Raw genomic sequence first — 23,916 nt, 5'->3', positions numbered from 1 at the left:
TTTTTATTTCATCTGTCTACCTATTGGGGAGCATATCAGTATCGATACCAGGTCGCAGCTTAGGTCTACCCTTTTTTCTTTTTTACTGTCTACTTGACGGGGAGCAGTTCAAAAACCCCTGGGGTTGATTTTTGTTCATTTAACTCTTCGCCTGCCTCAAGTACCGCGGATAGAATACGAGCGCTGTGACGATACAAATTGTTCCGAAAACCACAAGAATTGCTAGAGATGCCCAAACATCTAGTAGAGTACCTTGCTCCAAGAGCACGGTCTTGTAGCCTTCCAGTGCCCAGTAATGTGGTAGGAACCTCGCAATGTTCTGCATCACCTCCGGCATAAATTCAACTGGCATCCAGAGACCACCGAGCATTGCACCACCGAGAGCAATGACTTGCGTGAGAGCAATTCCCATGTTTTCCGTCTTGGCGAGCACTGCCATCGCCATTCCACAGCCTGTCGCAACAAATGCCAGGCCGACAGAGAGTACAGCGAGCGCCACCGGGTCGCCGAGAGGAAGGTCATAGACAACTACACCAAACCCGAACAGCACGATGATCTGTAACAAGACCACTGCGACGAACGGCAACCATTTGCCAAGGAAATACTCCATCCGCGACAATGGTGTACTGGCCATACGCGCCGTCATGCCACTGTCGCGATCTTTGATAAACGCGATGACGATGGAAATCATGATGTAGAACGAGAACATGACTGTATACCCCGGCACGATCTGGACGACAAGTTGCTCGGGCTCTGCACCCATGCTCTCTCCAAATAACGTGATAAAGCCGACGATGAAGATGATGGGTAACAGAAATGTCCAAAACCATAGTCCCTTATCCTGTGTCTTCTTTTTCAGCTCTAGTAAGGCAATCGCGTTCATTGCACTCCCTCCTGTCTCGTGTCGCGTAAATGCGTGCCAGTCAGCTTGAAGAAGATGTCCTCGAGCTTCGCTTGACTGAGTTCAAGGCGTTCCGGAATGATGGCCTCAGCGGCAAACTGTTTGGCGATCTGCTCCAGAAGACGTAAAGGTTCTGCACTCTCAATCACAAACCCCTTATCCCGCGCAGTCACACCCTCGTATCCGTTTAACCCTTCTCGCGTCACGGACGGACCTTCCAAATAGATGGCCGCGTGTCGGTGTTTGGCGAGAACCTCTTGCATGGTTCCGTATTCGACGACGTTTCCTTGGTCTATAAACCCTATCGTGTCACACAACTGCTCCACTTCTTCCATGTAATGACTGGAATAAAGAATCGTCTTGTCCTGCCTTTTCAAGTCATGAATCAATTCGAAGATGGCCCAACGTGACTGAGGATCGACGCCTACTGTCGGCTCGTCGAGTACAATGATGTCCGGATCATGAAGTAAGGCACATCCGATATTCAATCGCCTCTTCATCCCTCCAGAGAAGGTGCGGACAAGGGATTTTTCTCGATCAGCTAAACCGATTAGTGCGAGTACCTGTTGTATGCGTTCTTGAAGCTTAGAACCCTTCAACCCATACAGCCTTCCGAAGAACAGCAAGTTATCACGCGCCGTCAACGTCTCTTCTAAACAGATGTCTTGTGGGACGTAACCGATGCGCCGTTTGATGGCTGTGACATTCTGTTTAAATGGTGCTCCTTGCACAAGGACATCTCCTTCATAGTCTTCCACCACACCGACTAAAATCTTCATGAGCGTCGACTTTCCTGCTCCGTTCGGGCCGACCAAACCGAAGCAGCTTCCCCTCGGTATATCGAGGTTTACTGAGTCAAGCGCTTGCCGTTTGTCATAGTTCTTGCGGACGCCTTGAATCTCGATCATATTTGTTCCCTCCCTTTATTTTCGTTGTTGCAAGGATTCATTCATGCGCTTTTCCATTTGCTTAAAGTACGTAAACCAGCCGAGCCAGTTGAGGATGTAGGTGATTGTGAAAAATACAAATCCAATGGCAAGTGAACGTGGTGTGAGTGGAACCCAACCTGTGAGCCAAGTAAAGACAGGAAACAGCACAATCAGCGACGTTACATAATGAAACAAGGTCTGCTTCAACATGCTCCATTCGTCTCTTTCGAATAATAAAGCGCTTATGCTAAAGTACGCACCGATCAACATGCTGCCGAGTAAGTTCAGAGCAATCAGGTGAGAAGAAACGGTATCTTCGGGATCATTCAGTACAACAAGCGCAATGAGCGTCACCACAGCCCCTACACCAAATCCACCAAACATACGGACAATCAATTTACTCACCACGGCCGCCACCTCCTTCCACTAATTGCTTGCGCAGATGCTGCACATAGCTTCGTGTGACGTATTCTTTATTACCGGATTTAAAAAAGACACACAGATTTCCGTTGAACGATAGTTCGAATCTGTCAATCCGGTCCATGTTGCCGATGACCGATTTGGAGAAGCGAATAAAGCTGTAGTTGGTCAAGAATTCTTCTAGTTCATATAGTTTGAGCTTCAACTCTAGCGTTTTCGTCTGCATCTGCGCGTACACCTTTCGATTTGCCGAATAGACATAGTCAATCTCACTCGGCTGCAAGATCACAGACCCCTCGCCGTCTACAGCTACAAGTCGCTTCGGTGAACCTTCTGATTTATCGAGTTCCTTCAGATGCCGCACAATCGCCTCTACTTCTTCGGTCCACTCGCTTGCCTGGATGGTCACCATGGGAGTGTCTTCGTGGGCCGGGTCAATATCAATTTTGATTTTCATGGAGGCCTCCTTCTCTTCTTTTACAGTATGTTAGAAAAAGTCACAATTGGTGTATGTTTATGTATGAGTTGCAAAAACGGGAGCCTGACATGCACAATTTGTTGCATGAACGCCCCTCCTCTTGTCATAGCTCGATCCATTCCTTTTCTCGAATCTGTTAACTCGCTATGACTAGTATACTTCTTAATCCATTTACGAAGAACAGACCAATTACTGATCTGATACTTGGAGAGTACCTCCATTTTAGTGAACCCATCGAGATAGTCGCGGACGGCCGCGATTTTCAGTTCCTTGGTGTAAGATTTCCATGCCTTCGATTCCTTCAACGCATCGATCCCACCGGTATCGAATTTCACTTTCCACACCTGGAGGGTGTGCCTAGAGCCCCCATGAGCCCCCATGATTTCCTTCCAAGTATATGTTTCTTCTTCCATCATGCGCAGCGCACTCAATTTTTGTTCAATCGTATGCCGACTTCTCGCCATATAAAAACACTCCCCAATAGATAAACAGATTTTTTATTTCATCTGTCTACCTATTGGGGAGCATATCACGCTGGCGTGATGTTTTTTCATGACGTCGGTACAGAGTAACCACCCGTGAAGCGGTGTGTCAGGCGACGTGTCCAGTAACGCAACCGAAGGCGCCACACATAGAGCTGCGACGTGTTCGGAAGAATGACGTTGTCGACGTATTCCGCGAACATGTGACGGAACATCCGCTCTTCACTGCGGTCATAAGTCGCACTCCACATCCCGTGATTCTCGACTTCTAGGAGCATCCAAATCATCTCGTCGGTAAGCGGGTCATCGTCCTTCAACTCGGCCGTCAGTGCAGCGAAACGATGGCTACACATAGACGCGTATAAGGAATGGGCATGCGGGTCATGCGGATTTAATGTTAAGTAACCGCTCGAAGTCTTCATCAGTTCATTGACCATATCGAGCGGAATGTCGTCATACACTTGGAAAAATTCGAGCAACATCGGGACGGTGTCCGGACCAAATCCGGCAAGTCGGACATAGTTCATGATATGAAGACCGGCCTCGCCATGGAACTTGCGGTCGAAGTAGTGGACGGCAAGGGCGCGATGCATGATCGGGACGTCCGGATAGCGTTCGACGCCACGGAGAAAGTGTTGTTCCGCTTCGAACGTGAACCCGGTATCTTCACTGACAAATCCTTTCAATATATGAAGAATGTAGTGATCGCCGAGTGTGCTCGCTTTCTCGAGCCACGGTTTGGCCGAATCAGTGTCACCTTCTCGAATGTACGGATAAGCGCGCATCGCCGGGAAAAATGGGTCATCCGGGAACGCGGTCTCGCCCCGTGTCGCCATGTCATGGATGGCTTCAGCGTTATAAGCTTCTGTTAATTCTGCGAGGAGCATCATCTCAAGGAACGTGCGCTGGAACTCTGGGGTGTGTAAATCGATCGTTTGTGTCATACGGTGTCCTCCTCACAAGTACTGGTGTCGCTCTATTATACTTGTTCTTGCAAAAGGCGAGTAGCATCTTTTTTGACACTCCCACGATTAAAACCGTGGGATTCTGAAGTGCTTGTGCGAGCGCAGTCCATTTCTGTTTTGCTCAAACCTCCAGATGAGGGTGTGCCATCACCCCTCCTGAGACAGATCATATAGATTCTCAGGCTGGTGGACTGTTACCATCCACCACAGGTCGTTGCAGGTGTGTCCATCTGATGTTTTAGCGTCTTTTGCATGACGACAGGCATCGTTTTACCGGTCATATGTTTTCATGACCGAACCGTATACGATTTTCAAGGGGCGATGGACACAGGCGTTTTAGAGACTTGTTCTTGTCTATGGGATAAGTATACCCGAACGTCGGATGTTTTCACATCCGAACTCACTCTCATCCCATGCCTAAAGGCGGGCTATGTCCGATATGGGCTTTCCCGTTCGTAAAATCTTGTAAAAACGGGAAATGGAAAGGTAGGACTGGAAAGGAGGGGGAAGGCATGGCGACGTTCACTGGATATGTCGCAGAGGTGATGGAGGAAAAAATCCGCGTCACGCCGACGCGGGAAGCGGAACCGTTTGATGGCATCGTGTTTCATGTAGCGAGACCTCTTTTGGACGAGACACCGCTTCTCGTCGGACAACAGGTTCGAGTCGAGCATGATGAACGATTGACACGCTCCTTGCCGCCACAAACAACGGCATATCGAATCGTTGTGTTATGATGAGGACGAGGTGAATGACATGGGACAACGGAACTTTCTATGGCTCGGAGCCGTCGTCGGCTTCAGTGCCCTCGTCGTCTGGTTGTTGCAAGATGCGCTCCCGTTCTGGGCGCTGTCGATTCTGCTTCTGGCATTAGGAGCGGTGCTCGGCAATCTCCAACGACGCTTCACACGTGACGAATAACGAGCACTCCATCAATCAGATGGGGTGCTCGTGTCGTTTTCCTCTTCAATCGGTTCTTCTGAATCTTCTTCGACGATGTCTTCTTCGACGATGGAGTCCTCATCCCCGTCTGCTTCGAGCGTCGTCGGTTCTTCTGGCTTCGTTGGCTCTTCCGGTTCGGTCGGTTCCTCCGGCTCCGTCACCGGGGGATCGTCTTCAATCGGCTCTTCCGTTTCCGGTGGGTCCGTCGGTTCCTCTGGTTCACTTGGCGGTTCCGCAGGCTCTTCCGGCGTCACTTCCGGTGTCGTCGGTTCGGGCTCTTCCACAACTTCCTCTTCGACTTCTTCCTCGACCGGCGCCTCCGGTTCAGTGGCCGGTGGGATTTCAGGTTGCGCCTCGGGAATAGGGGGTGCTTCCGGAACGACGACCGGTTCTTCTGTCAAATCTGGTTTGATCGGTTCGACCGGTGCGAGTTCGATAGGTGGCGGTGCCGGTGCATCTTTTGCGATGAACGTCCGGATGTCTTGCTCAAATAGTGCGGTCGGCAAGGCGATTCCTCGCAAATGGATGGCGACGACTCGCCCGGATGCTGAAAGGAGTGGACTGCCATACGCATGACGAGGTAATTCAAAGTTTCGGCTATAGCCGTTCTCGGCGAATGTGACCGTTCCGTTGATTCGTTCTTGCATCGTCAATGTGATCAACGTCTCATCCTCTGCTGCAATCGCTTGCGTGAGGGTGTACGGTGTGTTCTCCGTCTCTTCGATTCGAATGACAGCGATGAGCTTCGTCCGACCGACGACGGTACCGGAGACGGCCTGCCCTTCATGGTACATGATGATATTCGTCAATCCAGCCACATTCGAGGCCGCTGTGACGACATCGCGTGAACTCACCAAAAATCCCGTCCCGTAACTGACGGTGAAGAGGCTATCTTGTAGTGCGGCGAAGTCGACCGGTGTCGCTTCGTCAGCGGAGACCGTATCTTCCCCAATCGGCAAGTTGACCTGATCGGCGAGCGAGTCGGTCGAACGTAGCATGTCCGTGAAATAGGCGTTTCCAATGAAGGTGACAAAGGCAATGAGTGCGATAGCGAATGGGGTGGCAAATAACCAAATCGTGCGACGTGAGCGGCGGCCACACGTCGGACAGACCGTTTTCGATCGTGTCTTCTTTCCGCAGTGGGGACAAGTCACAGGGGCACCTTCTTTCCATAAAGTTCGATGCTATGCTTATTCCTTCATTTGGAAAGAGGTAAACAAATATTTTGGAGGGGTCACACATTTTAAGTCACATGATAAAATCTTCAAAAGATGTAGGGGGAAATCCAATGAAATTCATCATCTTATTTGGTCCGCAAGCCGTCGGCAAGATGACGGTCGGGCAGGCGCTCGCCGACAAAACCGGACTGAAATTATTCCATAACCACATGACGATCGACCTCGTCGGACCGTTCTTCAATTACGGGACGCCGGAAGGGAAGCGACTCGTCCAACACTTTCGTCAAGAACTGTTCGAATCGGTCGCCAAGAGTGATCTACCCGGCATGATTTTCACGTTCGTCTGGGCGTTTGACATGCAGGAGGACTGGGATTACGTGAAGAAAGTGACGGATTTGTTCGAGTCACACGGGGCGGACATCTATTACGTCGAGCTCGAGGCCGAGATGGAAGAGCGCCTCGCGCGCAATACGACGGAGAACCGTCTTGCCCATAAACCGTCGAAGCGTGACATCGCCTGGTCCGAGGCAGAACTGAAGCAGACGGCGACGATGTATCGATTGAACTCACGTCCGGGAGAATTAGACGTCGAGCACTATCTTCGGATCGATAACACGAACTTAAGTCCGGAAGAGACGGCGGCGCAGATTCAACAAGCATTCGACCTATGAAAAAGCGGGTCCCCGTGAAAGGGAACCCGCTTTTGTCATGCCCACCAATCGGGGCGTTCATAGTCGACCAACACCTGTTTTTCGAGGAGGCGTGGCTCGAGGTAAGACGTGACGCTCGGAAGACAATCATCGAGGTCGGCCGGATGGACCATCACTTCGATGGATCCACCTGGTTCGATGGCGTCGAGCGTCGCATGGGAGACACCGTCCGCATAGAACTGATCACTGAACCGTTCGGTCACCCACAAGTCTCGGCGTGACCCGAGCGTCGTTAAGGCCCGAAACGTCGTGTCATATTCTTCAGCGAGACGAATGATGATGTCGTGCAGAACCGGCCAACCGTGAATGTGATGGTGGCTGTCGAGATGGTCGAGCGGAAGTCCGGTCGCAAGGAACGCCTCGATTTGGGCTTTCCACTCGAGATAGACGAGCTCCGGGTCAGGTGAGTCTTCAGTCAAGAAACGGCTTGTGTAGCGGAACGTGCCGTCTTCTTTCGTGAGAGGGGCGCTCGTGTCGGCGAGCGGTTTGCCCCAAGATAAGACGAGATGGACCCCGACACGGAGCGACGAATGTTGTTTCGCGAGTCTGACCGCTTCCTCGACGGCATACCCGTTCATGATCATCGTCGCCGAATTGACGATTCCATTCAGATGACTCTCCAAGGTGCCGGCGTTCACACCTGTCGTCAATCCGAAATCATCAGCGTTGACGAGGACGAACGTTTTAGGCATTGACGAGACCGAGTGCCTGGTCGAGGACCAGGTCACCTTTCATCATCCCGTACGCCATGTTATCGATGACCGCGACCGGTACGTCGACGGACGACTTGATTTTGCCTTCGAGGTAACGGACTTGGGGTCCGATCAAAATGACGTCGACGTTCGACTGTTCTTTCAAGCGCGACTCGGGGATCGCGTCAATGGATGCGTCGAGTCCGCGTGCGGCAGCTTCTTTCCGCATTTTTTCCACTAAGATTGATGTCGACATTCCTGCCGAGCAGACGAGTAAGATGTTCATGTCGTTTCCTCCAATCGATTCAAACGGGTGATCATGTCAATCATTTCGACGGCGAGCTCTTTCACGGTCATCGCCGTCATGAGGTGGTCTTGTGCGTGGACGAGGAGGACGCTCATGTCGCTCGTCGTCCCCCGTGCCTCTTCTTGTAACAGCTCCGTTTGTAGCTTGTGTGCGTCCAAGAAGGCCGCATCGGCTTCTTTCAACTTTGCCGCCGCTTCGTCCGCTTCACCGCGTTTCGCGGCAGCGATAGCCTCGAATGCAGAGGAGCGTGCATTTCCGGCATGTAAGATAATCATAAACGAGAGTTCTTGGATGGTTTCGGTTTTCACGAAATCTTTTCTCCTTCCTCAGTAGCAGATTTGTTTTTATTGATTTCGGCTGTCATCGCCTTCGCTCCTGCCATGACGAATGGAATATACATCGCTGTCGCAATCGACAAGTTGACGATTTGGAGCAAGACGCCGCGAACGCTACCGCCCGTGACCAAATAGCCACTGATAATCGGTGGCGTTGTCCAAGGGACGATGGCGACCGTCTTCGGAACCATGTCTGTCGAGAGCGCGACATAAGAGACGATGGTGAGCGTGACCGGCACTAAGATGAACGGTACGAGCATGATCGGGTTCAATACAATCGGAAGACCGAAGATGACCGGTTCGTTGATATTAAAGAGACTGGCTGGTGTCGACAGTTTTGCGACTTGGTGATACGGGTGATTCCGTTGTTTGCGGACGACGATGAAGATCGCGAGTAAGAGCGCGAACGTCGTACCCGATCCACCCATGAAGACGAACGCATCCAAGAACGGTTTTGTGACCGTGTACGGTACATCAAACGCTGACGTTCCGGCTTGAAAGGCAGCCAAGTTTTGCTCGATGAGCGGGAGATAGACCGGTTCGATGACCGAGCCGATGATGTTCGTCCCGTGAAGCCCGAAGAACCAAAGGATGTGGTTCAAGAAGGCAATCAGTAAGGCAGCCGGGAGTGAGTCACCGAATCCTTGGAGCGGTTCTTGAATCGCTTTGAAGATGACTTCAAATACACTAAGTTCGACGACGAGCGTCATGAAGAGCTGGAATCCTGCGACGACCGTCAAGATGATCATCGATGGGATGAGCGCTTGGAATGAACGTGTGACCCCACCTGGTACACCTTCTGGCATCTTGATCGTCAGTTTCGTATTGATGAGGTAGCGGAACATTTCTGTGACGACAATCGATACGATGATGGCGACGAAGAGACCTTGTGCGCCGAGCCATGCGAAGTTGAGACCCCAGTCAGCAGTGACCGGTACGAGCATGATATACGAGGCGAGCGACAAGATCCCCGCCGCGAGCCCGTCAATCCCGTATGAACGGGCCAAGTTATACCCGATGGAGAAGGCGATCAGGAGCCCGAGTATCGCGAAGGACGCGTTCCAAATGCTACCACCGAGCCCTTGCCAATTACCTTCGCCGAACAGGTTGTTCATCGAACCGACGAAGTCGAGCGAGAGACCACCGATGTTGACGGCTGGGAAGTTGTTGATGAGGACCGCGAGCGACCCGACGATGATGAGTGGCATGACGGAAACGAATCCGTCACGGATGGCGACTAAGTGCCTTTGGGACCCGATACGTCCCGCGATTTCAATAAACTTATTCATGAGTAAACCTCCTTTTTAAATTGGGGTAGGTACGCCTCGTGCGCTGTGAACAGCTCTTTGAGAAGCGGGTCGATCCGTTTCTCGTCCTGGATGAGCGGGTTCATGAGGCAGGCAAGATAGGCGTCCTCGTACGTGCCAGATACAGCCGCTTGGATGGCGAGCTGTTCAAACGTTTTTAAGTTCGTGATGAGCCCACGGATCGGCAGCGGCAACGCGCCGATGGAGATGGGGCGAGGCCCCGACTTCGTGATGACGGCGTTCACTTCGATGACCGCGTCGTCTGGTAAATCCCGAATCGTGCCGTTATTGAGCGTGTTGACCGTCTGGATGTCACCGCGGTCGTTATGGATCGAGTCCATCAAATTGCAGGCAGCGTCAGAATAGTAGGCGCCTCCACGTTTTTCAAGCTCTTCCGGTTTGACGGCGAGATCGACGTCTTTGTATTTCTCGAACAACTGGGCCTCGACTTGTTGCACGACTTCGGCACGGGTGCCGTTTTGTTCGTACGCCTCGAGGTCTTTCTTCAATACATCTTTCGTCTGGAAGTAATACTGATGATACGGGTTCGGTAACATGCCGAGTGACGATAGGAACGATTCGCTCCAACCGAGCCCGACAATGTTCGCCGGCGAGTAGTCGTTGCCTGCGTTGAGCGAGGCGAGGACGTCACTCGTCCGGTCCACACCGTCGACCCATACGTGACGACCGAAGACGAAATGGTTCAATCCGATAAATTCAATCGCGACTCGTTCGACAGGCGTCTCGAGGATCTCAGCGACCGAGTTTCGCATGTTGAACGGGATGTTGCAGACACCGATGACCTTCTTATGAGATGAGTGCTTGAGTACGGCCTCGGTGACGATGCCCGCCGGATTGGTGAAGTTGACGAGCCAGGCGTCCGGACAAATCTCGGCGACTTCGTTTGCCAAGTCGATCAAGACGGGGATGGTACGGAACGCTTTGAATAATCCGCCTGCGCCGTTCGTCTCTTGCCCGATGAAGCCATGCTTGAGCGGGATGCGTTCATCGAGCGCACGTGCCTTGAGTCCACCGACCCGAATCTGTGTGGATACAAAATCTGCGCCGACGAGTGCGGCTCTTCGGTCGAGCGTCCAACTGAGTGTGATCTTGGCCTTTGCCTTCTCAATCATCCGCTTGGCGAGACGACCGACGATCTCTAATTTCTCCCTCCCTTCTTCGATATCGACGAGCACGATCTCCCGAACGGGGAACGTTGCCTGTCGATCAATCAATCCTTCGATGATTTCCGGGGTGTAACTGGACCCACCGCCGATGATGACGACCTTGACTGCCATGGTGCCAACTCCTCCTTTTGAAAGCGATTTCTTTTTGTCGTAACAAATATAACAAATGATACAACTTTCGGCAATATAAAAAATACAAATAATACAAATGAGTTTTTGTATTTGCATTTGTATGCTTGCTGTATCACAATAAAGGAACCAACCCAACGTAAAGGAGATGGAGACATGTCGCAATCGACGCTCCAAACCGCAATCAAGGATGAACTGCTGTCCCGCATCAAAAGTGGGCACTATAAAGAAGGGGAAAAATTTCCGACCGAATACGCGCTTTGCGAGGAGTTCGATGTGAGCCGGACGACGGTACGGGGCGCACTTAACCAGTTGACGATGGAAGGCTATCTAGTCCGTCAACAAGGACGCGGGACGTTCGTAGCCGGGAAGAAAGTACAACAGACGTTGTCGTACACGCCGAACAACTATGCGGCCCAGCTCGCCGTCCAAGGAAAACGTGGGCAAGTCGCCTTGATCGACATCTCGGTCATCTCGGCGTCTGGTCAAATCGCATCGGTGTTTGAAGCGGAAGACAATGCCCCGATCCAGAAGATTGAGCGGATCCGTCATGCGGACGGGGAACCGACGCAGTATGAGGTCTCGTTCATCCCGTGGCAGATTGCACCGGGGATCACGAAGGAACAGGCGGAGCATTCGCTCTTCCGCACACTCGCCGAGGTTCACGACGTTCATGTCGCCAAGACGACAGAGGCACTGGAGATTGCCTTAGCTGACGAGAAGGTGAGTGCACTCCTCGACTGTCCACTCGGGTCACCGTGCTTCCATATCGAGACGGTGACAGAGGATGAGTCGGGACGAGCGATTGAATACTCACGCTCCTACTTCCGCGGAGACAAGACGAGCTTTGTCATCGAACGGGAGTATAATTAACAAAAGCGCCCGACTGTTTCGTGTGGAAACGGTCGAGCGCTTTTATTATCTAGTGATTTAAAAAGGGTATGAAGTCGAAAAACAGAAGATACATACTATCAAATTGAGTAGAGGGAGTGAATTATGTGACGATGTTTACCATCTTCGGTGTCTTGATTTTCGGACTATTGTTGTTGGGAATCAGTGTTGTGATGAAGAAGCGATGGTTATCCATACTCTCGATGGTTCCGATAGTTATTGCTGTAGGACAACTTGCGATGCTTTATTTAATGGGGATGTAATTTTTATCAATAAATATCGTGTATAAACTTTCCCCATACATATTGGATGCAGTCGATTCCTGACTTTATGTACACTAGAACCAGGAGGCGAGAGAAGCATGTCAATCATTGAATTCAAAGATGTGAGTCATCAAGACATCCTGCACCAGGTGTCCGGGACGTTCCGGGAAGGACGAATCACAACGTTCGTCGGACCGAGCGGTGCCGGCAAGACGACGTGTCTGAAGCATATCAACGGATTGCTGTCACCAGACACGGGCACGATTCTTTTTAAAGGGGAAGACATCGCGGAGATGGACATCCTCGAACTTCGAAAGAAAATCGGGATGGCGTTCCAAAGCGCGCCGATGATTCAAGGGACGGTGTACGACAACTTGAATCTCCCGAAAGCCATCTTCGACGAGACACTTGACCGCGACCGGGCTGCCGAATTGCTCCATCGCGTCGACTTGAATGAGGCGCTCCTCGACCAACCCATCAAATCACTGTCGGGTGGGGAACGAAGCCGGGTCGCCATCGCACGAACGCTCGTCAATAAACCGGACGTGCTCTTGCTCGATGAGATCACGGCGAGCCTAGATTACCGAACGGTGAAAGAGATCGAGCGACTCATTCGAAAACTGCAACAATCGTACGGCGTGACCGTCATTTGGATCACCCATGATCTCGACCAGGCACGGCGGGTAAGTGACGACATGTGGTTCTTGAAGGACGGGGAACTACTTGCATTTGGGGACGCATCGTTCATCGATGAGTCGGACAATCCCGTCATCCAACGATTCGTCAGGGGGGAAGATTGATGTCATATATTGAACTCGCGACGGCGCTCATCTTCGTCGTCATCCCGCTCGCCTTGACACTCGTCCTACGACTTGGACTCGAGCGTGATATTATCATTGCGACCGTCCGCTCCATCATTCAACTGCTGATCATCGGCTATATCCTGACGTTCGTCTTTGAGAGCGACAGTCCGATTTTCATGCTGTTGATGATCCTACTCATGATTGTCGCCGCGACACAAAACATTCGACGGAAAGGGGACGGCATTCCGGGTATCATGTGGATCATCGTCTTGACGCTCGTGACGATCGAAGCGCTGACGATGGGACTCATGCTCGGGCTTGGTATCATCCCATTTGAGCCGGAAAAAGTCATTCCGATCAGCGGGATGGTCATCGGGAACAGCATGGTGTTGTCACTCCTGTTCTTGAATAAGTTCAAAGACGAGGTCGAGCGGAGTGACGATGTCATCGAACTCATTCTCTCGCTCGGCGGAACGCCGAAAGTGGCCATCGACCGCAGCTTGAAGAATGCGATTCGGACGAGTATGATCCCGACCGTCGAGGCCCAAAAGACGATGGGACTCGTCCAGCTACCGGGAATGATGAGCGGACTCATCATCGGAGGAGCCGACCCGATGGAAGCGGTCTTGTATCAACTCTTGATCCTGTTCTTGATTTTGACGACTGCCTCGATCTCGGCGACGCTCGTCGGCTATCTGGCGTACCCACGTTTGTTCAACGAGAAGATGCAGTATATCGGACTGACCTATCGGAAGGGGAAATGAGGCATGATCACAGGGATTCATCACGTCCAGATCACGATTCCAACTGGAGCGGAGCAAGAGGCGAAGGCATTTTACTGCGATTTTCTCGGTCTACGTGAAATCGAGAAGCCGGATTCATTGAAGGGACGAGGTGGATTTTGGCTTCAGGTCGGCGACCGTTCCGTTCATGTCGGGGCAGAGGACGATGTGGAACGACAGAAGACGAAAGCGCATATCGCATATGCGGTGACGGATTTAGATTATTGGAAGGAAGCGCTTCGAGAGAACGAAATCACCTACTCCGAAGGTATTCCGATTCCGGGGTTCGACCGGTTCGAGTTTCGGGACCCGTTCGGCAATCGGGTCGAGATGATTCAAGCGCTCTGACGAAAGGGAGCATCCACCGCGGATGCTCCCTTTGTCGTTCTTCAAGAAATACCGAACAGGCGAGTCACTTGCTCCCATTCGGACGGGTAGGCGTTACTGCCATGATGTTCGTGAATGAGTGTCCCGTTCGTGTATACGCTGAGGCTCCACTGCGTACCGTCTAGCGTGCGAACCCCTTCGAGTTCTTCGAAAACGGGTGGCCACCAATTTGTTCCAAGCAGATGAAACGCGACACGCATCTGTTTCGCTTCCTCGCCCTCATAGTATTCGAATTCAAAGGGCTCGGTGATCGCTCGGTCGGACCGCTCAATGTGACGAAGGACAGTGCCCCTCTCAAAAAAGGTGATCGTACTCACATCATACGTGCCGAACCCACCGACGCGGAAGATGACCTCGACCATCGATTCTTGATTCCGACCGACTGCCTGTAGGACGCGCTTTTGAAGCGGATGTTCGACGAAAGAGGGAGGGATATGATAAAGGGCGCGAAACGTTTTGTCTTTCATGAAACTTCAACCTTTCTCGGACATAAGATGCCCCGAGTATAGCGGAATCTTCCTATCGAGGTAGATAAAATAAAATGCAAGGTACGAAAAAAGCACCTCCTAAGAGATGCTTCAAGGTTAATACACTTCGTACGTCTTTCCGGTCTGCGCGCCTTCGACACTCTTCACATAGGTGAGGGCGACCCGTTCACCTGGTACCGCCGCGTAACCACAGAAATACGGTCCGTACGCATCGAGTGCTTCGACGAGGATGTTCTGCAATCAAGTTGCCTTCGGTGGGACAGCCGTGCCTTGATGGAATCGCATCTTCCAACGTCCGTCCACGAATACCCATATCGAGCTGCGGCGTGTTTCGCGATTCAATACCGGTTGAACGAGACGGTACGTCACCAAAACGTGACCTTCCGTCAACGGATGCAGCGTGAATTCGGATAACACCGCCTCGATCGGGTCAAGCTGGAGTGTCGTCTGATCCCAGTCTTGATACAGCAACCGTCCCGAGCTACCGATTTCAAAGAAGTCGTCGGTCAACAGTTCACGCAACCGCTCCGTCGACTGCCTGACTTCCGTCGTCAATAACGCTTCTTCTAGTGTTTGAAGATGATCTGCCAACTCGTTCATGTCACGACTTCCTCTCTTCGTTGATTCATCACGATGACGCCGAGGACGATCAACAACAGACCGATGCCGTTCAATGCCGAGAGAACTTCCCCATATATGAACACTCCGATGAGTCCCGTCGCCACCGTCCCGAGTCCAGCCCAGATGCTATAGGCGATACTGAGGGGGATCGTTTTCAACACGATGCCCATGAGGGTGAACGAGGCGGCGAAACTGACCAAGAGGATGGCACTCGGCACGAGATTCGTGAATCCATCCGACAGTTTCAACATCGACGTTCCGAGCACCTCAAATCCGATAGAAAAGAACAGTAAAAGATAGGCTTTCATTCCGATTCACCTCACACTTTCATCAAGATGAGCCCGATGATGACGAGCCCGATCCCTGCAATTTTTTGACGGCTGATTTGTTCCCGGAAGACGACGAATCCGATCACCGCCGTGAGTGCCGTCCCGACCCCGCTCCAAAACGCATACGCGAAGCTGAGTGGAATGGTAAAGAGGGCGAGCGATAAGAGATAAAACGCCGTCCCATATCCGAAGGCGACGCCGAGAATCGGGAGTCGACTCGTCGAGGTGGCGTTCACTTTCAACATGCTCGACCCGAACAGTTCCGAGGCAATGGCCCCAATCAAATAGATGAATCCCATATTACAATCCTCCTTGAATCAACTCGTCACATGCTTCCCGAATGAGTGTCGCCGCACGGTCCTTGAACGACTCGCTATATCCATACAAGACAGCGAACCAAAAGCCGTCGCAGAGGAGACGAAGTTTCAAAATCGCATCCTGGTCCGGTCCGTCGGCAGCGAATCGCTCGTCCCAACCGGTCGACACGTCACTCCAAATCGACTCGCTCGTCGCATCTTCTTGTGAGGAGATGAAGACGGCGACGAGGTCCATATCTCCGTGATCGACATCATCTAATGTCGCCAGTGCATAGGCACGGGTAAACGAATATGGACCGTCCGATAGATGATCACTGATTCGTTTCTCGAACGTCTCGATGGCGAGCTCGTTCATCTGGCGCAATAAGTTGGCCTTATTGTCGAAATGATAGAGGACCCCGGCTTTCGTGATTCCTGCTTTCGTCGCCAACCGTTCGAGCGACAACTGACTAATTCCGTCTTCTCGAATCATCTGGGCGGCAGTCTGTAGCAACAATTGTTTTTTACTCATCCAATCACACCTCTCATAACTTTACTGACCGTTCAGTAAAGTAAGTCTATCAAAATTTACGAGGGGTTGTCGAGATAGAACGTTGATGGAATAATCAGGGAAAAGGGGGGCGTGACATGGGTTCACATTTGATGCATCTCGTCATCGCGAACGAGATGTTACCAGCGTTGTCGGAGGTGGATGAGGTCGCATTTTTGCTCGGAAGTCTCGCACCGGATGCAACGACTGAAAAAGAGGCATCCCATTACTACGCAGGACGCCATGATGATTTATCTCGTCGTTTAGATCTTTCCCAATATTGGATTGACAGCAAGGAGGAAGACTTCTCGTATCGACTCGGCTATTACGCGCACCTCGTCGCGGATGAGATCTGGTTGCAAGGGTTCTATAAAGGTTGGTTGAAAGAGCTCATCACCCAGGACCCGTCAAAACAGGTGGCTTATTATGCGGACTTTGATGCGTATAATGCTCGCCTGTCGAAACGACTAGGGGATTTCAATTTTGAACGTTTGAAAGGAAATCCGAAGCTCGTTGAACTGATCGAGAAAGTCGAGCGGGACGCGGCGATGACAGAAGAGGGGACGTACACGATGTTCCTCCCGCATCAATTGGATGGCTACGTGGATACGTGTGTGTGCCGCTGTCTTGAGATGGTCAAACGGAAGCGGGCGATGCTCGTATGAACAAGCGATACGCACCACTCTACGCAACGCTCGGACTCTTTATCGTGACGGTGATCACCTTCTTCACCTTGAACGGTCGGGTATTCCCGAATCTCGAATTGATGACGGTCATTTGGGTTTATCTCGCGATTGACATCGCCTTGTTCGCCACGTTGATTTGGGGACTGTTCACGAAGGATCGAATCATTAAAATCTACACGCTACTTACGACAATCGGGTTGATGATCCCGTTGTCGACTTGGATTTTCTTGTTGCTGTTGGCGAACGGGATCTCGGAGGCATGAGTCAGATGGACGAACCTAAGAACATTCCGTTTCTAATGCGCCGCGTGCCGTTTTTCATATTAGCAGCCCTCGTGGCCCCGGTAGCGCTCGTCCTTCTAGTCATATATTGGCGAGATTTGGATGATGATTTACGATTTGGACATCTTATTTTTTCGGTCATCTTATCCTTATTTTTCGTGGTGGACCTTCTGCCGAGAGGGATGACACAAACCGTATTATTGGCGTTCACAATCACATGTGTATGGTTCATCACCTATATTGTGTTTCGAGGTAAAAAGAGGGCACGACACAATAAAGATTGATTCCTAAGCTAAATGACATGAACTCAACCAAGAGAGTGGACCTCCACTTTCTTTTTTTGTGCGTGCATCTATAGAAAGAAAAATTTTCCTATCCGAATCTTGTAAAATTGGCATTGCGTATCCTTTTTTTGTTTGTTATGCTACTTGATGAAAACGACAATGATAATCATTATCACTGATAATGAGAACGTGAGAATAGACATACATAACCAACGTGGCTCGTTTTTGGTGCGAGAATCATTGAAATTGACATACAGAGGAGATGGATGAAGTGGGGAAATTCAAGATTTCACTCATGTTGACGTTGCTCGTCTTCGTACTCGCCGCATGTGGCGGAACGAGTGAGACGAAGAAAGAAGAAAACGTCGACGGCGCAACAAAGACAGAGACGGTCGAAATTACAGACGCACATGGCACAATCGAGGTACCGGTCAACCCGGAGAAGGTCGTCGCCCTTGATAACCGGACGTTTGAAACATTGGCAGCATGGGACATCGACTTGGTGGCGGCACCGATCGGACTCCTTCCAGCGGAATCGCCATACGCATCAGACAAAGACATCGCGGACGTCGGCATGCACTTCGAGCCGAACTTAGAGGCGATTGCAGGAGTTGACCCGGACGTCGTCATCGTCGGTCAACGTTTCGCAGATTACTACGAGGACATCAAAAAGTTGGTACCAGAAGCAGCGGTCATCGATTTGAACATCGAGATCCCAGAAGATTCAGGCACACCGGGTGAGATTTTAGTCAAAGGATTGACTGACACGACGCTCACACTCGGAAAAATCTTTGACAAAAACACAGAAGCCGAAGCAATCGTTGCTGACCTCGACAAGTCGATTGAAGACGCGAAAGCGGCATACAACGGAAAAGATACAATCATGTCGGTCATCGTATCGGGCGGAGACATCGGGTTCTCAGCACCGGTAACGGGACGCGTGTTCGGACCGATGTACGACATCTTCGGATGGGTCCCAGCTCTTGAAGTCGAGAAGAAGACAGGTGACCACGAAGGTGACGAAGTATCCGTCGAAGCCATCGCAGAAAGCAACCCAGACTGGTTGTTCGTTCTCGACCGTGACGCACCACTCGGTGACGCAGAAGGCGCAGTACCAGCAGAAGACGTGATCGACAACGCACCGGCACTTCAAAAGACGACGGCTGTGTCGAAAGAGCAAATCGTCTATGCCCCGAAAGACACATACTTGAACGAATCGATTCAAACGTACGCGGAATTCTTCAACAGTGTCACGGAAGCGCTCGCGAAGTAGGGTTCCGTCATGCAAAAACCATTGACAGCCAGGGTTGAGACGATGTCTCAGCCCTCCTTTTCTAGATTGTGGACGAAGTCGTTCGTGTTCACCGTGATCATCGTCCTCGGTTTGGCGGTGCTGTCGCTCTTTACCGGGGTGTACGATCTGTCACGGACAGACGGTTTCGATATGTTTTGGATCACCCGTGTCCCACGGACGGTCGCCCTCATGCTGACGGGTGCGGCAATGGCGATGGCGGGGCTCGTCATGCAGCTCATTACGCAAAACCGACTCGTCGAACCGACGACGACGGGGACGCTCGAATGGGCGGGACTCGGACTGCTCACCGTTTACTTGCTCGTACCAGCACCGAGCCTCATGATGCGAATGACCGGGGCGATCGTCTTCTCGTTCATCGGGACGATGGTCTTCTTCTGGTTTTTACGTTCGGTCAAACTTCGTTCATCGCTCATCGTGCCGATCATCGGGCTCATGTTAGGGGCGGTCATCTCCGCCATCTCGACGTTCCTCGGTCTGTTCTTCCGGGCAAGTCAGGCAATCGAGGGCTGGTTCGTCGGTTCGTTCGCCTCGGTGCAAATCGGGCGCTACGAATATCTATGGGTCATCATCGTCGTGACGGTGCTCATCTTCTTACTGGCGAATCGCTTGACGCTCGCCGGGCTCGGGGAAGACATCGCGACGAGTCTCGGCGTGAACTATAACCAGCTCATGATGATGGCGACGGGGCTCATCGCCTTATCGGTCGGTGTCGTGGCGACGGTCATCGGGAATTTACCGTTCCTTGGACTCATCGTCCCGAACCTCGTCTCGATGTTCCGCGGGGATGATTTGCGCAGCAACTTGCCATGGGTCTGTCTTGTCGGGATGGGTGCGATTCTCGTCAGTGACTTGATCTCGCGGACGATCATCATGCCGTTCGAGCTCCCGGTCTCCCTGATTCTCGGGACGGTTGGGGCAGTCGTCTTCATCATGATCTTGATGCGACAACGGAAGAAAGGAGGGGTTCGATGAGTACGGTCATAGAACGAGACGGTGTCGAAGTATCAATCGGGGAATTGAGAGAAGAACGTCACGCCTCGGCATTTCAATCGAAACGGGCGAGCAGACGCTATTGGCTCTTCTTAAGTGCCTTCATTCTCGGCGGACTATTGTGTGCGCTCGGGCTTCTCCTTTATAACAATCCGGTCCCGATGGACTCTCCGTCATTCGTGCCGGTCGTGGAACGGCGAATCGTCGCCATCGTCACGATGTTGATTGCGGCACTCTGTCAAAGTCTTGCGACGGTCGCATTCCACTCCGTGACGAACAACCGTATCATCACGCCATCGCTCCTTGGATTCGACGCGCTCTATTCGACGATTCAGACGAGCATGGTCTTCTTCTTCGGGGCAGGGGCGTTGATCGGCTTCTCGGGGACAAGCGCCTTCTTGACACAGGTCGGGCTCATGGTGACGATGAGTCTCCTCCTTTACGGCTGGCTCTTGTCAGGGAAATACGCCAACCTGCAGCTCATGCTGCTCATCGGGATCATCATTGGGACGGGTCTGAACTCGGTGTCGTCGTTCATGCGCCGCATGCTCGCCCCGTCCGAGTTCGATATCCTGCAGGCACGACTGTTCGGTTCGGTGACGAATGCCGACGTGGCCTACTTTCCCATCGTCATCCCGATCGTCGTCATCGCCGGGACACTCTTGTTCCTGTTCTCGAATCGATTGAATATCGTCGCACTCGGCAAGGACGTCGCGACAACGTTCGGGATGAACCATCGGAGGAGCGTCATCTACACGCTCGTCCTGATTTCACTTCTCATGTCCGTCTCGACGGCGCTCATCGGACCGCTCACGTTCTTCGGATTCCTAGTCGCGACGCTCAGCTATCAGGTCGCCTCGACGTATGACCATAAGTACGTCTTTCCGATGGCGTTCGCCCTAGGGTTCTTCGTCTTGACGAGTGCATATTTCTTTATGTATCACATATTCCAGACGCCAAGTGTCGTCTCCGTCATCATCGAACTGTTCGGCGGACTCATCTTCTTGGCCGTCATTCTAAGGAAGAGGTCGCTATGATTCAAATCGAACAAGTCAAAAAATCGTATACAGACGACGTCCAGATTGGACCGCTCACGCTCGACATCCCGAAAGCCGGGTTCACCTCACTCATTGGGCCGAACGGGGCGGGCAAATCGACGACGCTCATGATGATCGGACGGTTGCTCAACTTAGACGAGGGGCAGATCCAAGTCGCCGGCATGGACGTGTCGAGCACGAAGTCGAAAGACTTGGCGAAAATTATCACCATCCTGCGCCAAGAAAATCACTTCGTGACAAGGCTCACGGTCCGACAACTCGCCGGGTTCGGGCGTTTCCCTTATTCAAAAGGACGTCTCACAAAAGAGGACGAGGCCATCATCTCGAAATATATCGACTTCCTCGACTTGACCGCGCTCGAGAACCGCTATCTCGACGAGCTATCAGGGGGACAACGGCAGCGTGCGTATGTGGCCATGGTGCTCTGTCAGGAGACGGAATACGTCCTCCTCGATGAGCCGCTTAACAACTTAGACATCGCCCGTTCGGTACAGATGATGGAGTATTTACGCCACGTCGCCGACGAGTTCGGACGGACGATCGTCACGGTGCTCCACGACATCAACTTCGCGGCGAAATACTCGGACCGCATCTGTGCGATGAAAGACGGACAGATCGCTGCGTTCGGAACGGTGAATGAGATCATGGACGCAAAGATCTTATCCGAAATTTTTGAGACGAAACTGGAAATCATCGAAGGGCCATATGGGCCGATTGCGGTGTACTGAGTCATTAGAAATTGAATCGTTGTACAACAGTAACTTTAAACCGCAGTATTATCAATACTTCAGTTACATCAAACTAAGGAGGATTCACATGAAAATTGACTGGACACCGATCACCAAAGTCGTGGCCGAGGCACCGGATACATACACGTTCCATCTCGCCTTGCCACCTGAGTTCACGTGGCAGGAAGGGGCGCACACGCACCTCGCGCTCGAAGGGTTCAACGCCGGGGACAAGCCGGACCGGAGCCTCGTCCGCCATATGTCGATCTCGACATTGCCGAACGAAGGGGCGATCGGCATCACGACCCGCATCAAATCCGAATGCTCGACGTTCAAATCGATTCTTCGCGACATGGTACCGGGGGACAAGGTCGCCTTGTTCAAGACACATTCGAACGTCCCACTCGAACGGAGCGGGAAGAATGTCTACCTCTTATCGGCAGGTGTCGGACTCGCGACATTCCGTCCAGTCGTCCTCGAGTACTTGGCGAACGGGGAAGGTGTCCCGCACCTCCATTCGTTAAACGTCGATTCGTCGAAGGCGTATCTGTTCGGTGACGTCTTCGAATCGAACGAGCACTTCACGTCAGAGTTCGTCCCGAGTCGGAAAGACTACTACGAGCGCCTGGAGATGATGGCATCCGACAAGGACGCCTTGTTCTACATCGTCGGCAGTGACGAGCTGTTGCGTGAAACGATCCACGTGCTCCGGACGAACGGGGTGGCATGTAACAACATCAAGATCGACAAACATGATTTTCAGCGAGAAGACTTTTTAGGCTGATACTCAAATCGGGGACACGTGCCCCGGTTTTTTCGTGCACAGCTGGACGAAGCGCTTAAAGATGCCACGTCCGTTTGATGTCAAAACTGAATTGATTAATTTCTGATTCAATAAATTTTTAGATACAAAATAATTGAAAAAAATTATAATATATTCAAATCTACTGAGATATGGAGGTATTTAGATTGGAATATATATTTCTTTTTTCAATTTTATTGTTTGCTTTAATAATTTATTCATATGCAAGATTTAGAAAAAAGAATACCCTGGGTTTGAAAAGTGAAAAGCATTATCTTACAAAGTACGAAGAATTTGAGTATGCTGAAGATGAAGATTACGAGCTTCTAGTTAAGGATGATTCAATATTATACAAGCCGGTTCATGTAGAAAACATAGATACCTATAAAGAGTTAGAGTTAAATAAAGAAATGCTCAAAGATATTGCTTACTCTGTAAAATCGTTAGGTACAAAAACGCTTCCACGTCTTATTAATGATTGGAATGCTTACGAAATTAGTCTTTCTCCAGAGGTTCGAAGAAAAATTAAAGATGGCTCTTTGTCATTAATGAAATCTAAAGGCAATGATTCTTTCGTAAGAGGAATGGTAGTTGATAGTAATAAGAAAATTGTTGAGGTTGCTAACTTTAAAAAATTGAATCCTCTTCAACTTAGAAAAGTAGCTTTCAATTTAGCGACTGTAATTGTGGCTCAAGAGCATATGAGAGAAATAAGAAAAAGTCTAAATCAACTTAGAGGGGCAATAGACCGACTAATTAATTTGAAACTTAATGAATATCGTGGACAAGCTGAGAGTTCTTTTTACTATCTAGATCGTGTCCACTTATTCTTGCAAGAAGAGAAAATGAATACGAAAATTGAATATCAACTTGAAACAAATTATAAGAACGATATAGATTTACTATACTCTTTGCTATTAGATCTTGATGAACCAATTAAGAAAATACAAAATCTAAAGAGACGCCCTTTCGTATTTAAAGAAGGAACTAGTATAAATGACTTTAAAAATATCATTAGAGAATTTCAAGATTATGAAGAGTTGATTTATATGTTTCTACTGAGTACTAAAGGCGCAATTCACGCAATGCGACTGCTAGGAGACCCAGAATCTACAGTCAAACAAGCTAACGAAAGATTACTGAAAGCGAATACAGAATTTGAAAGTAAACGAAAAAAATTTATTGATGAAATAGCTAATTATGAAAATGATTTTAATGTACGGTTATCTTCAGACAGTCGAGAAAGAAAGCAGATAAGGATACTTACAGAAAATCGACTAGCGTTGCAAAAAGTATCTTCAGAAAAGTGCTTAGACATGCAAAATACCTTGTCGATTGAACCTCCTTCAATTTTTATTGTAGCGAATAATAACGAAGTCAAAGTTATAACTAAGTGAATA

General features: G+C 50.7%; 32 protein-coding genes and 2 pseudogenes. 16 read left to right on the top strand and 18 right to left on the bottom strand.

All coding sequences use genetic code 11. From position 1 onward, the window contains the following. Nucleotides 1–139 precede the first annotated feature (139 nt). The 6 genes and pseudogenes from KNO73_RS08545 to KNO73_RS08520 all read right to left on the bottom strand — a co-directional run bounded on the left by KNO73_RS08545 (nucleotide 140) and on the right by KNO73_RS08520 (nucleotide 4,154). Nucleotides 140–883, bottom strand: coding sequence for an ABC transporter permease (locus tag KNO73_RS08545; protein ID WP_074033236.1), 744 nt, complete (start codon nucleotides 881–883; stop codon nucleotides 140–142). Then, on the bottom strand, nucleotides 880–1,809 hold the full coding sequence (locus KNO73_RS08540; protein WP_214687427.1) for an ABC transporter ATP-binding protein: 930 nt from the start codon (nucleotides 1,807–1,809) through the stop codon (nucleotides 880–882). Before KNO73_RS08540 ends, KNO73_RS08545 begins: the two co-directional genes overlap by 4 nt. Before the next feature lie 15 nt (nucleotides 1,810–1,824). Beyond that, nucleotides 1,825–2,235 (bottom strand): DUF3021 domain-containing protein, encoded by a 411-nt coding sequence (locus KNO73_RS08535; protein ID WP_215112343.1) that lies wholly within the window; start codon nucleotides 2,233–2,235, stop codon nucleotides 1,825–1,827. Next, nucleotides 2,228–2,662 (bottom strand): LytTR family DNA-binding domain-containing protein, encoded by a 435-nt coding sequence (locus KNO73_RS08530; RefSeq protein WP_240499853.1) that lies wholly within the window; start codon nucleotides 2,660–2,662, stop codon nucleotides 2,228–2,230. Before KNO73_RS08530 ends, KNO73_RS08535 begins: the two co-directional genes overlap by 8 nt. Nucleotides 2,663–2,823: 161 nt before the next feature. Continuing rightward, nucleotides 2,824–3,192, bottom strand: a pseudogene (locus KNO73_RS08525) (helix-turn-helix domain-containing protein); the annotation flags it as partial. 86 nt (nucleotides 3,193–3,278) lie between these two features. Then, entirely contained in the window at nucleotides 3,279–4,154 is an 876-nt protein-coding gene (locus tag KNO73_RS08520) for a tetratricopeptide repeat protein (RefSeq protein WP_214730288.1), read from the bottom strand. A gap of 533 nt (nucleotides 4,155–4,687) precedes the next feature. Here KNO73_RS08520 and KNO73_RS08515 point away from each other — a divergent pair. Further along, the gene (locus tag KNO73_RS08515) at nucleotides 4,688–4,912 is read left to right on the top strand and encodes a hypothetical protein (protein WP_078147532.1); all 225 of its coding nucleotides are present in this window, start codon (nucleotides 4,688–4,690) and stop codon (nucleotides 4,910–4,912) included. Nucleotides 4,913–4,931: 19 nt separating this feature from the next. Continuing rightward, the gene (locus KNO73_RS08510) at nucleotides 4,932–5,096 is read left to right on the top strand and encodes a hypothetical protein (RefSeq protein WP_214683581.1); all 165 of its coding nucleotides are present in this window, start codon (nucleotides 4,932–4,934) and stop codon (nucleotides 5,094–5,096) included. 11 nt (nucleotides 5,097–5,107) lie between these two features. Here KNO73_RS08510 and KNO73_RS08505 read toward each other — a convergent pair whose 3' ends face one another. After that, nucleotides 5,108–6,271: a hypothetical protein gene (locus tag KNO73_RS08505; protein ID WP_214687425.1), complete on the bottom strand. Its 1,164-nt coding sequence runs from the start codon at nucleotides 6,269–6,271 to the stop codon at nucleotides 5,108–5,110. Between the two features lie 134 nt (nucleotides 6,272–6,405). On the opposite strand from KNO73_RS08505, the gene KNO73_RS08500 reads away from it, so the two are divergent. Beyond that, nucleotides 6,406–6,966 (top strand): AAA family ATPase, encoded by a 561-nt coding sequence (locus KNO73_RS08500; RefSeq protein WP_078147530.1) that lies wholly within the window; start codon nucleotides 6,406–6,408, stop codon nucleotides 6,964–6,966. A gap of 35 nt (nucleotides 6,967–7,001) precedes the next feature. Here the strand turns inward: KNO73_RS08500 and KNO73_RS08495 are convergent, their stop codons facing one another. From KNO73_RS08495 to KNO73_RS08475, 5 genes are read right to left on the bottom strand one after another with little or no spacing between them, the layout of a single operon-like run. Beyond that, nucleotides 7,002–7,697: a carbohydrate deacetylase gene (locus KNO73_RS08495; protein ID WP_078147529.1), complete on the bottom strand. Its 696-nt coding sequence runs from the start codon at nucleotides 7,695–7,697 to the stop codon at nucleotides 7,002–7,004. After that, nucleotides 7,690–7,983 (bottom strand): PTS sugar transporter subunit IIB, encoded by a 294-nt coding sequence (locus tag KNO73_RS08490; protein ID WP_012727190.1) that lies wholly within the window; start codon nucleotides 7,981–7,983, stop codon nucleotides 7,690–7,692. Before KNO73_RS08490 ends, KNO73_RS08495 begins: the two co-directional genes overlap by 8 nt. After that, on the bottom strand, nucleotides 7,980–8,312 hold the full coding sequence (locus KNO73_RS08485; protein ID WP_084156011.1) for a PTS sugar transporter subunit IIA: 333 nt from the start codon (nucleotides 8,310–8,312) through the stop codon (nucleotides 7,980–7,982). The genes KNO73_RS08490 and KNO73_RS08485 overlap by 4 nt, the downstream gene beginning before the upstream one ends. Then, nucleotides 8,309–9,628 (bottom strand): PTS sugar transporter subunit IIC, encoded by a 1,320-nt coding sequence (locus tag KNO73_RS08480; protein ID WP_215112342.1) that lies wholly within the window; start codon nucleotides 9,626–9,628, stop codon nucleotides 8,309–8,311. The genes KNO73_RS08485 and KNO73_RS08480 overlap by 4 nt, the downstream gene beginning before the upstream one ends. Beyond that, nucleotides 9,625–10,944 (bottom strand): 6-phospho-beta-glucosidase, encoded by a 1,320-nt coding sequence (locus KNO73_RS08475; protein WP_214873108.1) that lies wholly within the window; start codon nucleotides 10,942–10,944, stop codon nucleotides 9,625–9,627. Before KNO73_RS08475 ends, KNO73_RS08480 begins: the two co-directional genes overlap by 4 nt. Before the next feature lie 174 nt (nucleotides 10,945–11,118). Between KNO73_RS08475 and KNO73_RS08470 the strand changes: the two genes are divergently transcribed. From KNO73_RS08470 to KNO73_RS08450, 5 genes are all read left to right on the top strand, one after another. Beyond that, on the top strand, nucleotides 11,119–11,835 hold the full coding sequence (locus KNO73_RS08470) for a GntR family transcriptional regulator (protein WP_078147525.1): 717 nt from the start codon (nucleotides 11,119–11,121) through the stop codon (nucleotides 11,833–11,835). Nucleotides 11,836–11,960: 125 nt separating this feature from the next. Continuing rightward, on the top strand, nucleotides 11,961–12,116 hold the full coding sequence (locus KNO73_RS08465) for a hypothetical protein (protein WP_214687420.1): 156 nt from the start codon (nucleotides 11,961–11,963) through the stop codon (nucleotides 12,114–12,116). 98 nt (nucleotides 12,117–12,214) lie between these two features. Then, complete coding sequence (locus KNO73_RS08460; RefSeq protein ID WP_214873110.1) at nucleotides 12,215–12,916, top strand: ABC transporter ATP-binding protein; 702 nt, start codon at nucleotides 12,215–12,217, stop codon at nucleotides 12,914–12,916. Beyond that, nucleotides 12,916–13,683, top strand: coding sequence for an ABC transporter permease (locus KNO73_RS08455; RefSeq protein ID WP_074035973.1), 768 nt, complete (start codon nucleotides 12,916–12,918; stop codon nucleotides 13,681–13,683). The genes KNO73_RS08460 and KNO73_RS08455 overlap by 1 nt, the downstream gene beginning before the upstream one ends. Nucleotides 13,684–13,686: 3 nt before the next feature. Continuing rightward, the gene (locus KNO73_RS08450; RefSeq protein ID WP_214683592.1) at nucleotides 13,687–14,049 is read left to right on the top strand and encodes a VOC family protein; all 363 of its coding nucleotides are present in this window, start codon (nucleotides 13,687–13,689) and stop codon (nucleotides 14,047–14,049) included. A 41-nt stretch (nucleotides 14,050–14,090) separates the two neighbouring features. Here KNO73_RS08450 and KNO73_RS08445 read toward each other — a convergent pair whose 3' ends face one another. The 6 genes and pseudogenes from KNO73_RS08445 to KNO73_RS08420 all read right to left on the bottom strand — a co-directional run bounded on the left by KNO73_RS08445 (nucleotide 14,091) and on the right by KNO73_RS08420 (nucleotide 16,354). Then, nucleotides 14,091–14,555, bottom strand: coding sequence for a hypothetical protein (locus KNO73_RS08445; RefSeq protein ID WP_214873112.1), 465 nt, complete (start codon nucleotides 14,553–14,555; stop codon nucleotides 14,091–14,093). 117 nt (nucleotides 14,556–14,672) lie between these two features. Then, nucleotides 14,673–14,810, bottom strand: a pseudogene (locus tag KNO73_RS08440) (short chain dehydrogenase); the annotation flags it as partial. Nucleotides 14,811–14,816: 6 nt separating this feature from the next. Continuing rightward, nucleotides 14,817–15,176 (bottom strand): nuclear transport factor 2 family protein, encoded by a 360-nt coding sequence (locus tag KNO73_RS08435; protein ID WP_214873116.1) that lies wholly within the window; start codon nucleotides 15,174–15,176, stop codon nucleotides 14,817–14,819. Beyond that, nucleotides 15,173–15,505, bottom strand: a complete 333-nt coding sequence (locus KNO73_RS08430; RefSeq protein WP_214683601.1) for a DMT family transporter — start codon at nucleotides 15,503–15,505, stop codon at nucleotides 15,173–15,175. The genes KNO73_RS08435 and KNO73_RS08430 overlap by 4 nt, the downstream gene beginning before the upstream one ends. A gap of 11 nt (nucleotides 15,506–15,516) precedes the next feature. Further along, nucleotides 15,517–15,825 carry a DMT family transporter gene (locus KNO73_RS08425; RefSeq protein ID WP_214683602.1) on the bottom strand — a complete coding sequence of 103 codons (309 nt, stop codon included), beginning with the start codon at nucleotides 15,823–15,825 and terminating at the stop codon, nucleotides 15,517–15,519. Between the two features lies 1 nt (nucleotide 15,826). Beyond that, entirely contained in the window at nucleotides 15,827–16,354 is a 528-nt protein-coding gene (locus KNO73_RS08420) for a TetR/AcrR family transcriptional regulator (protein WP_214757880.1), read from the bottom strand. 116 nt (nucleotides 16,355–16,470) lie between these two features. On the opposite strand from KNO73_RS08420, the gene KNO73_RS08415 reads away from it, so the two are divergent. The 8 genes from KNO73_RS08415 (at nucleotide 16,471) to KNO73_RS08380 (ending at nucleotide 23,913) form a co-directional block, all read left to right on the top strand. Continuing rightward, a complete protein-coding gene (locus KNO73_RS08415; RefSeq protein WP_215112341.1) occupies nucleotides 16,471–17,037 on the top strand; it encodes a zinc dependent phospholipase C family protein in 567 nt (188 codons plus the stop codon). Continuing rightward, nucleotides 17,034–17,321, top strand: coding sequence for a hypothetical protein (locus tag KNO73_RS08410; RefSeq protein WP_215112340.1), 288 nt, complete (start codon nucleotides 17,034–17,036; stop codon nucleotides 17,319–17,321). Before KNO73_RS08415 ends, KNO73_RS08410 begins: the two co-directional genes overlap by 4 nt. A gap of 564 nt (nucleotides 17,322–17,885) precedes the next feature. Continuing rightward, the gene (locus KNO73_RS08405; protein ID WP_031422513.1) at nucleotides 17,886–18,896 is read left to right on the top strand and encodes a siderophore ABC transporter substrate-binding protein; all 1,011 of its coding nucleotides are present in this window, start codon (nucleotides 17,886–17,888) and stop codon (nucleotides 18,894–18,896) included. A gap of 9 nt (nucleotides 18,897–18,905) precedes the next feature. Next, on the top strand, nucleotides 18,906–19,910 hold the full coding sequence (locus KNO73_RS08400) for an ABC transporter permease (protein ID WP_074035985.1): 1,005 nt from the start codon (nucleotides 18,906–18,908) through the stop codon (nucleotides 19,908–19,910). Next, a complete protein-coding gene (locus tag KNO73_RS08395) occupies nucleotides 19,907–20,965 on the top strand; it encodes an iron chelate uptake ABC transporter family permease subunit (protein WP_215112339.1) in 1,059 nt (352 codons plus the stop codon). The genes KNO73_RS08400 and KNO73_RS08395 overlap by 4 nt, the downstream gene beginning before the upstream one ends. Continuing rightward, a complete protein-coding gene (locus tag KNO73_RS08390; protein WP_214730299.1) occupies nucleotides 20,962–21,714 on the top strand; it encodes an iron ABC transporter ATP-binding protein in 753 nt (250 codons plus the stop codon). Before KNO73_RS08395 ends, KNO73_RS08390 begins: the two co-directional genes overlap by 4 nt. Before the next feature lie 88 nt (nucleotides 21,715–21,802). After that, the gene (locus KNO73_RS08385; RefSeq protein WP_214730300.1) at nucleotides 21,803–22,498 is read left to right on the top strand and encodes a ferredoxin reductase domain-containing protein; all 696 of its coding nucleotides are present in this window, start codon (nucleotides 21,803–21,805) and stop codon (nucleotides 22,496–22,498) included. Between the two features lie 185 nt (nucleotides 22,499–22,683). Beyond that, nucleotides 22,684–23,913, top strand: a complete 1,230-nt coding sequence (locus tag KNO73_RS08380) for a hypothetical protein (protein WP_215112338.1) — start codon at nucleotides 22,684–22,686, stop codon at nucleotides 23,911–23,913. Nucleotides 23,914–23,916: the final 3 nt, after the last annotated feature.

The sequence above is a fragment of the Exiguobacterium sp. s83 genome (assembly GCF_018617095.1).
Taxonomy (GTDB): Bacteria; Bacillota; Bacilli; order Exiguobacteriales; family Exiguobacteriaceae; genus Exiguobacterium; species Exiguobacterium profundum.
Note: the sequence above shows the minus strand (reverse complement) of the source record. Positions and strands in the feature narration are given on the sequence as shown.

Excerpts from the sequence above, each read along its gene's own strand:
- KNO73_RS08545 (WP_074033236.1), bottom strand. The coding sequence starts at position 883 with ATGAACGCGATTGCCTTACTAGAGCTGAAAAAGAAGACACAGGATAAG.
- KNO73_RS08540 (WP_214687427.1), bottom strand. The coding sequence starts at position 1,809 with ATGATCGAGATTCAAGGCGTCCGCAAGAACTATGACAAACGGCAAGCG.
- KNO73_RS08530 (WP_240499853.1), bottom strand. The coding sequence starts at position 2,662 with ATGGTGACCATCCAGGCAAGCGAGTGGACCGAAGAAGTAGAGGCGATT.
- KNO73_RS08520 (WP_214730288.1), bottom strand. The coding sequence starts at position 4,154 with ATGACACAAACGATCGATTTACACACCCCAGAGTTCCAGCGCACGTTC.
- KNO73_RS08515 (WP_078147532.1), top strand. The coding sequence starts at position 4,688 with ATGGCGACGTTCACTGGATATGTCGCAGAGGTGATGGAGGAAAAAATC.
- KNO73_RS08510 (WP_214683581.1), top strand. The coding sequence starts at position 4,932 with ATGGGACAACGGAACTTTCTATGGCTCGGAGCCGTCGTCGGCTTCAGT.
- KNO73_RS08500 (WP_078147530.1), top strand. The coding sequence starts at position 6,406 with ATGAAATTCATCATCTTATTTGGTCCGCAAGCCGTCGGCAAGATGACG.
- KNO73_RS08495 (WP_078147529.1), bottom strand. The coding sequence starts at position 7,697 with ATGCCTAAAACGTTCGTCCTCGTCAACGCTGATGATTTCGGATTGACG.
- KNO73_RS08490 (WP_012727190.1), bottom strand. The coding sequence starts at position 7,983 with ATGAACATCTTACTCGTCTGCTCGGCAGGAATGTCGACATCAATCTTA.
- KNO73_RS08480 (WP_215112342.1), bottom strand. The coding sequence starts at position 9,628 with ATGAATAAGTTTATTGAAATCGCGGGACGTATCGGGTCCCAAAGGCAC.
- KNO73_RS08475 (WP_214873108.1), bottom strand. The coding sequence starts at position 10,944 with ATGGCAGTCAAGGTCGTCATCATCGGCGGTGGGTCCAGTTACACCCCG.
- KNO73_RS08470 (WP_078147525.1), top strand. The coding sequence starts at position 11,119 with ATGTCGCAATCGACGCTCCAAACCGCAATCAAGGATGAACTGCTGTCC.
- KNO73_RS08460 (WP_214873110.1), top strand. The coding sequence starts at position 12,215 with ATGTCAATCATTGAATTCAAAGATGTGAGTCATCAAGACATCCTGCAC.
- KNO73_RS08455 (WP_074035973.1), top strand. The coding sequence starts at position 12,916 with ATGTCATATATTGAACTCGCGACGGCGCTCATCTTCGTCGTCATCCCG.
- KNO73_RS08450 (WP_214683592.1), top strand. The coding sequence starts at position 13,687 with ATGATCACAGGGATTCATCACGTCCAGATCACGATTCCAACTGGAGCG.
- KNO73_RS08445 (WP_214873112.1), bottom strand. The coding sequence starts at position 14,555 with ATGAAAGACAAAACGTTTCGCGCCCTTTATCATATCCCTCCCTCTTTC.
- KNO73_RS08435 (WP_214873116.1), bottom strand. The coding sequence starts at position 15,176 with ATGAACGAGTTGGCAGATCATCTTCAAACACTAGAAGAAGCGTTATTG.
- KNO73_RS08430 (WP_214683601.1), bottom strand. The coding sequence starts at position 15,505 with ATGAAAGCCTATCTTTTACTGTTCTTTTCTATCGGATTTGAGGTGCTC.
- KNO73_RS08425 (WP_214683602.1), bottom strand. The coding sequence starts at position 15,825 with ATGGGATTCATCTATTTGATTGGGGCCATTGCCTCGGAACTGTTCGGG.
- KNO73_RS08420 (WP_214757880.1), bottom strand. The coding sequence starts at position 16,354 with ATGAGTAAAAAACAATTGTTGCTACAGACTGCCGCCCAGATGATTCGA.
- KNO73_RS08415 (WP_215112341.1), top strand. The coding sequence starts at position 16,471 with ATGGGTTCACATTTGATGCATCTCGTCATCGCGAACGAGATGTTACCA.
- KNO73_RS08410 (WP_215112340.1), top strand. The coding sequence starts at position 17,034 with ATGAACAAGCGATACGCACCACTCTACGCAACGCTCGGACTCTTTATC.
- KNO73_RS08405 (WP_031422513.1), top strand. The coding sequence starts at position 17,886 with ATGGATGAAGTGGGGAAATTCAAGATTTCACTCATGTTGACGTTGCTC.
- KNO73_RS08400 (WP_074035985.1), top strand. The coding sequence starts at position 18,906 with ATGCAAAAACCATTGACAGCCAGGGTTGAGACGATGTCTCAGCCCTCC.
- KNO73_RS08395 (WP_215112339.1), top strand. The coding sequence starts at position 19,907 with ATGAGTACGGTCATAGAACGAGACGGTGTCGAAGTATCAATCGGGGAA.
- KNO73_RS08390 (WP_214730299.1), top strand. The coding sequence starts at position 20,962 with ATGATTCAAATCGAACAAGTCAAAAAATCGTATACAGACGACGTCCAG.
- KNO73_RS08385 (WP_214730300.1), top strand. The coding sequence starts at position 21,803 with ATGAAAATTGACTGGACACCGATCACCAAAGTCGTGGCCGAGGCACCG.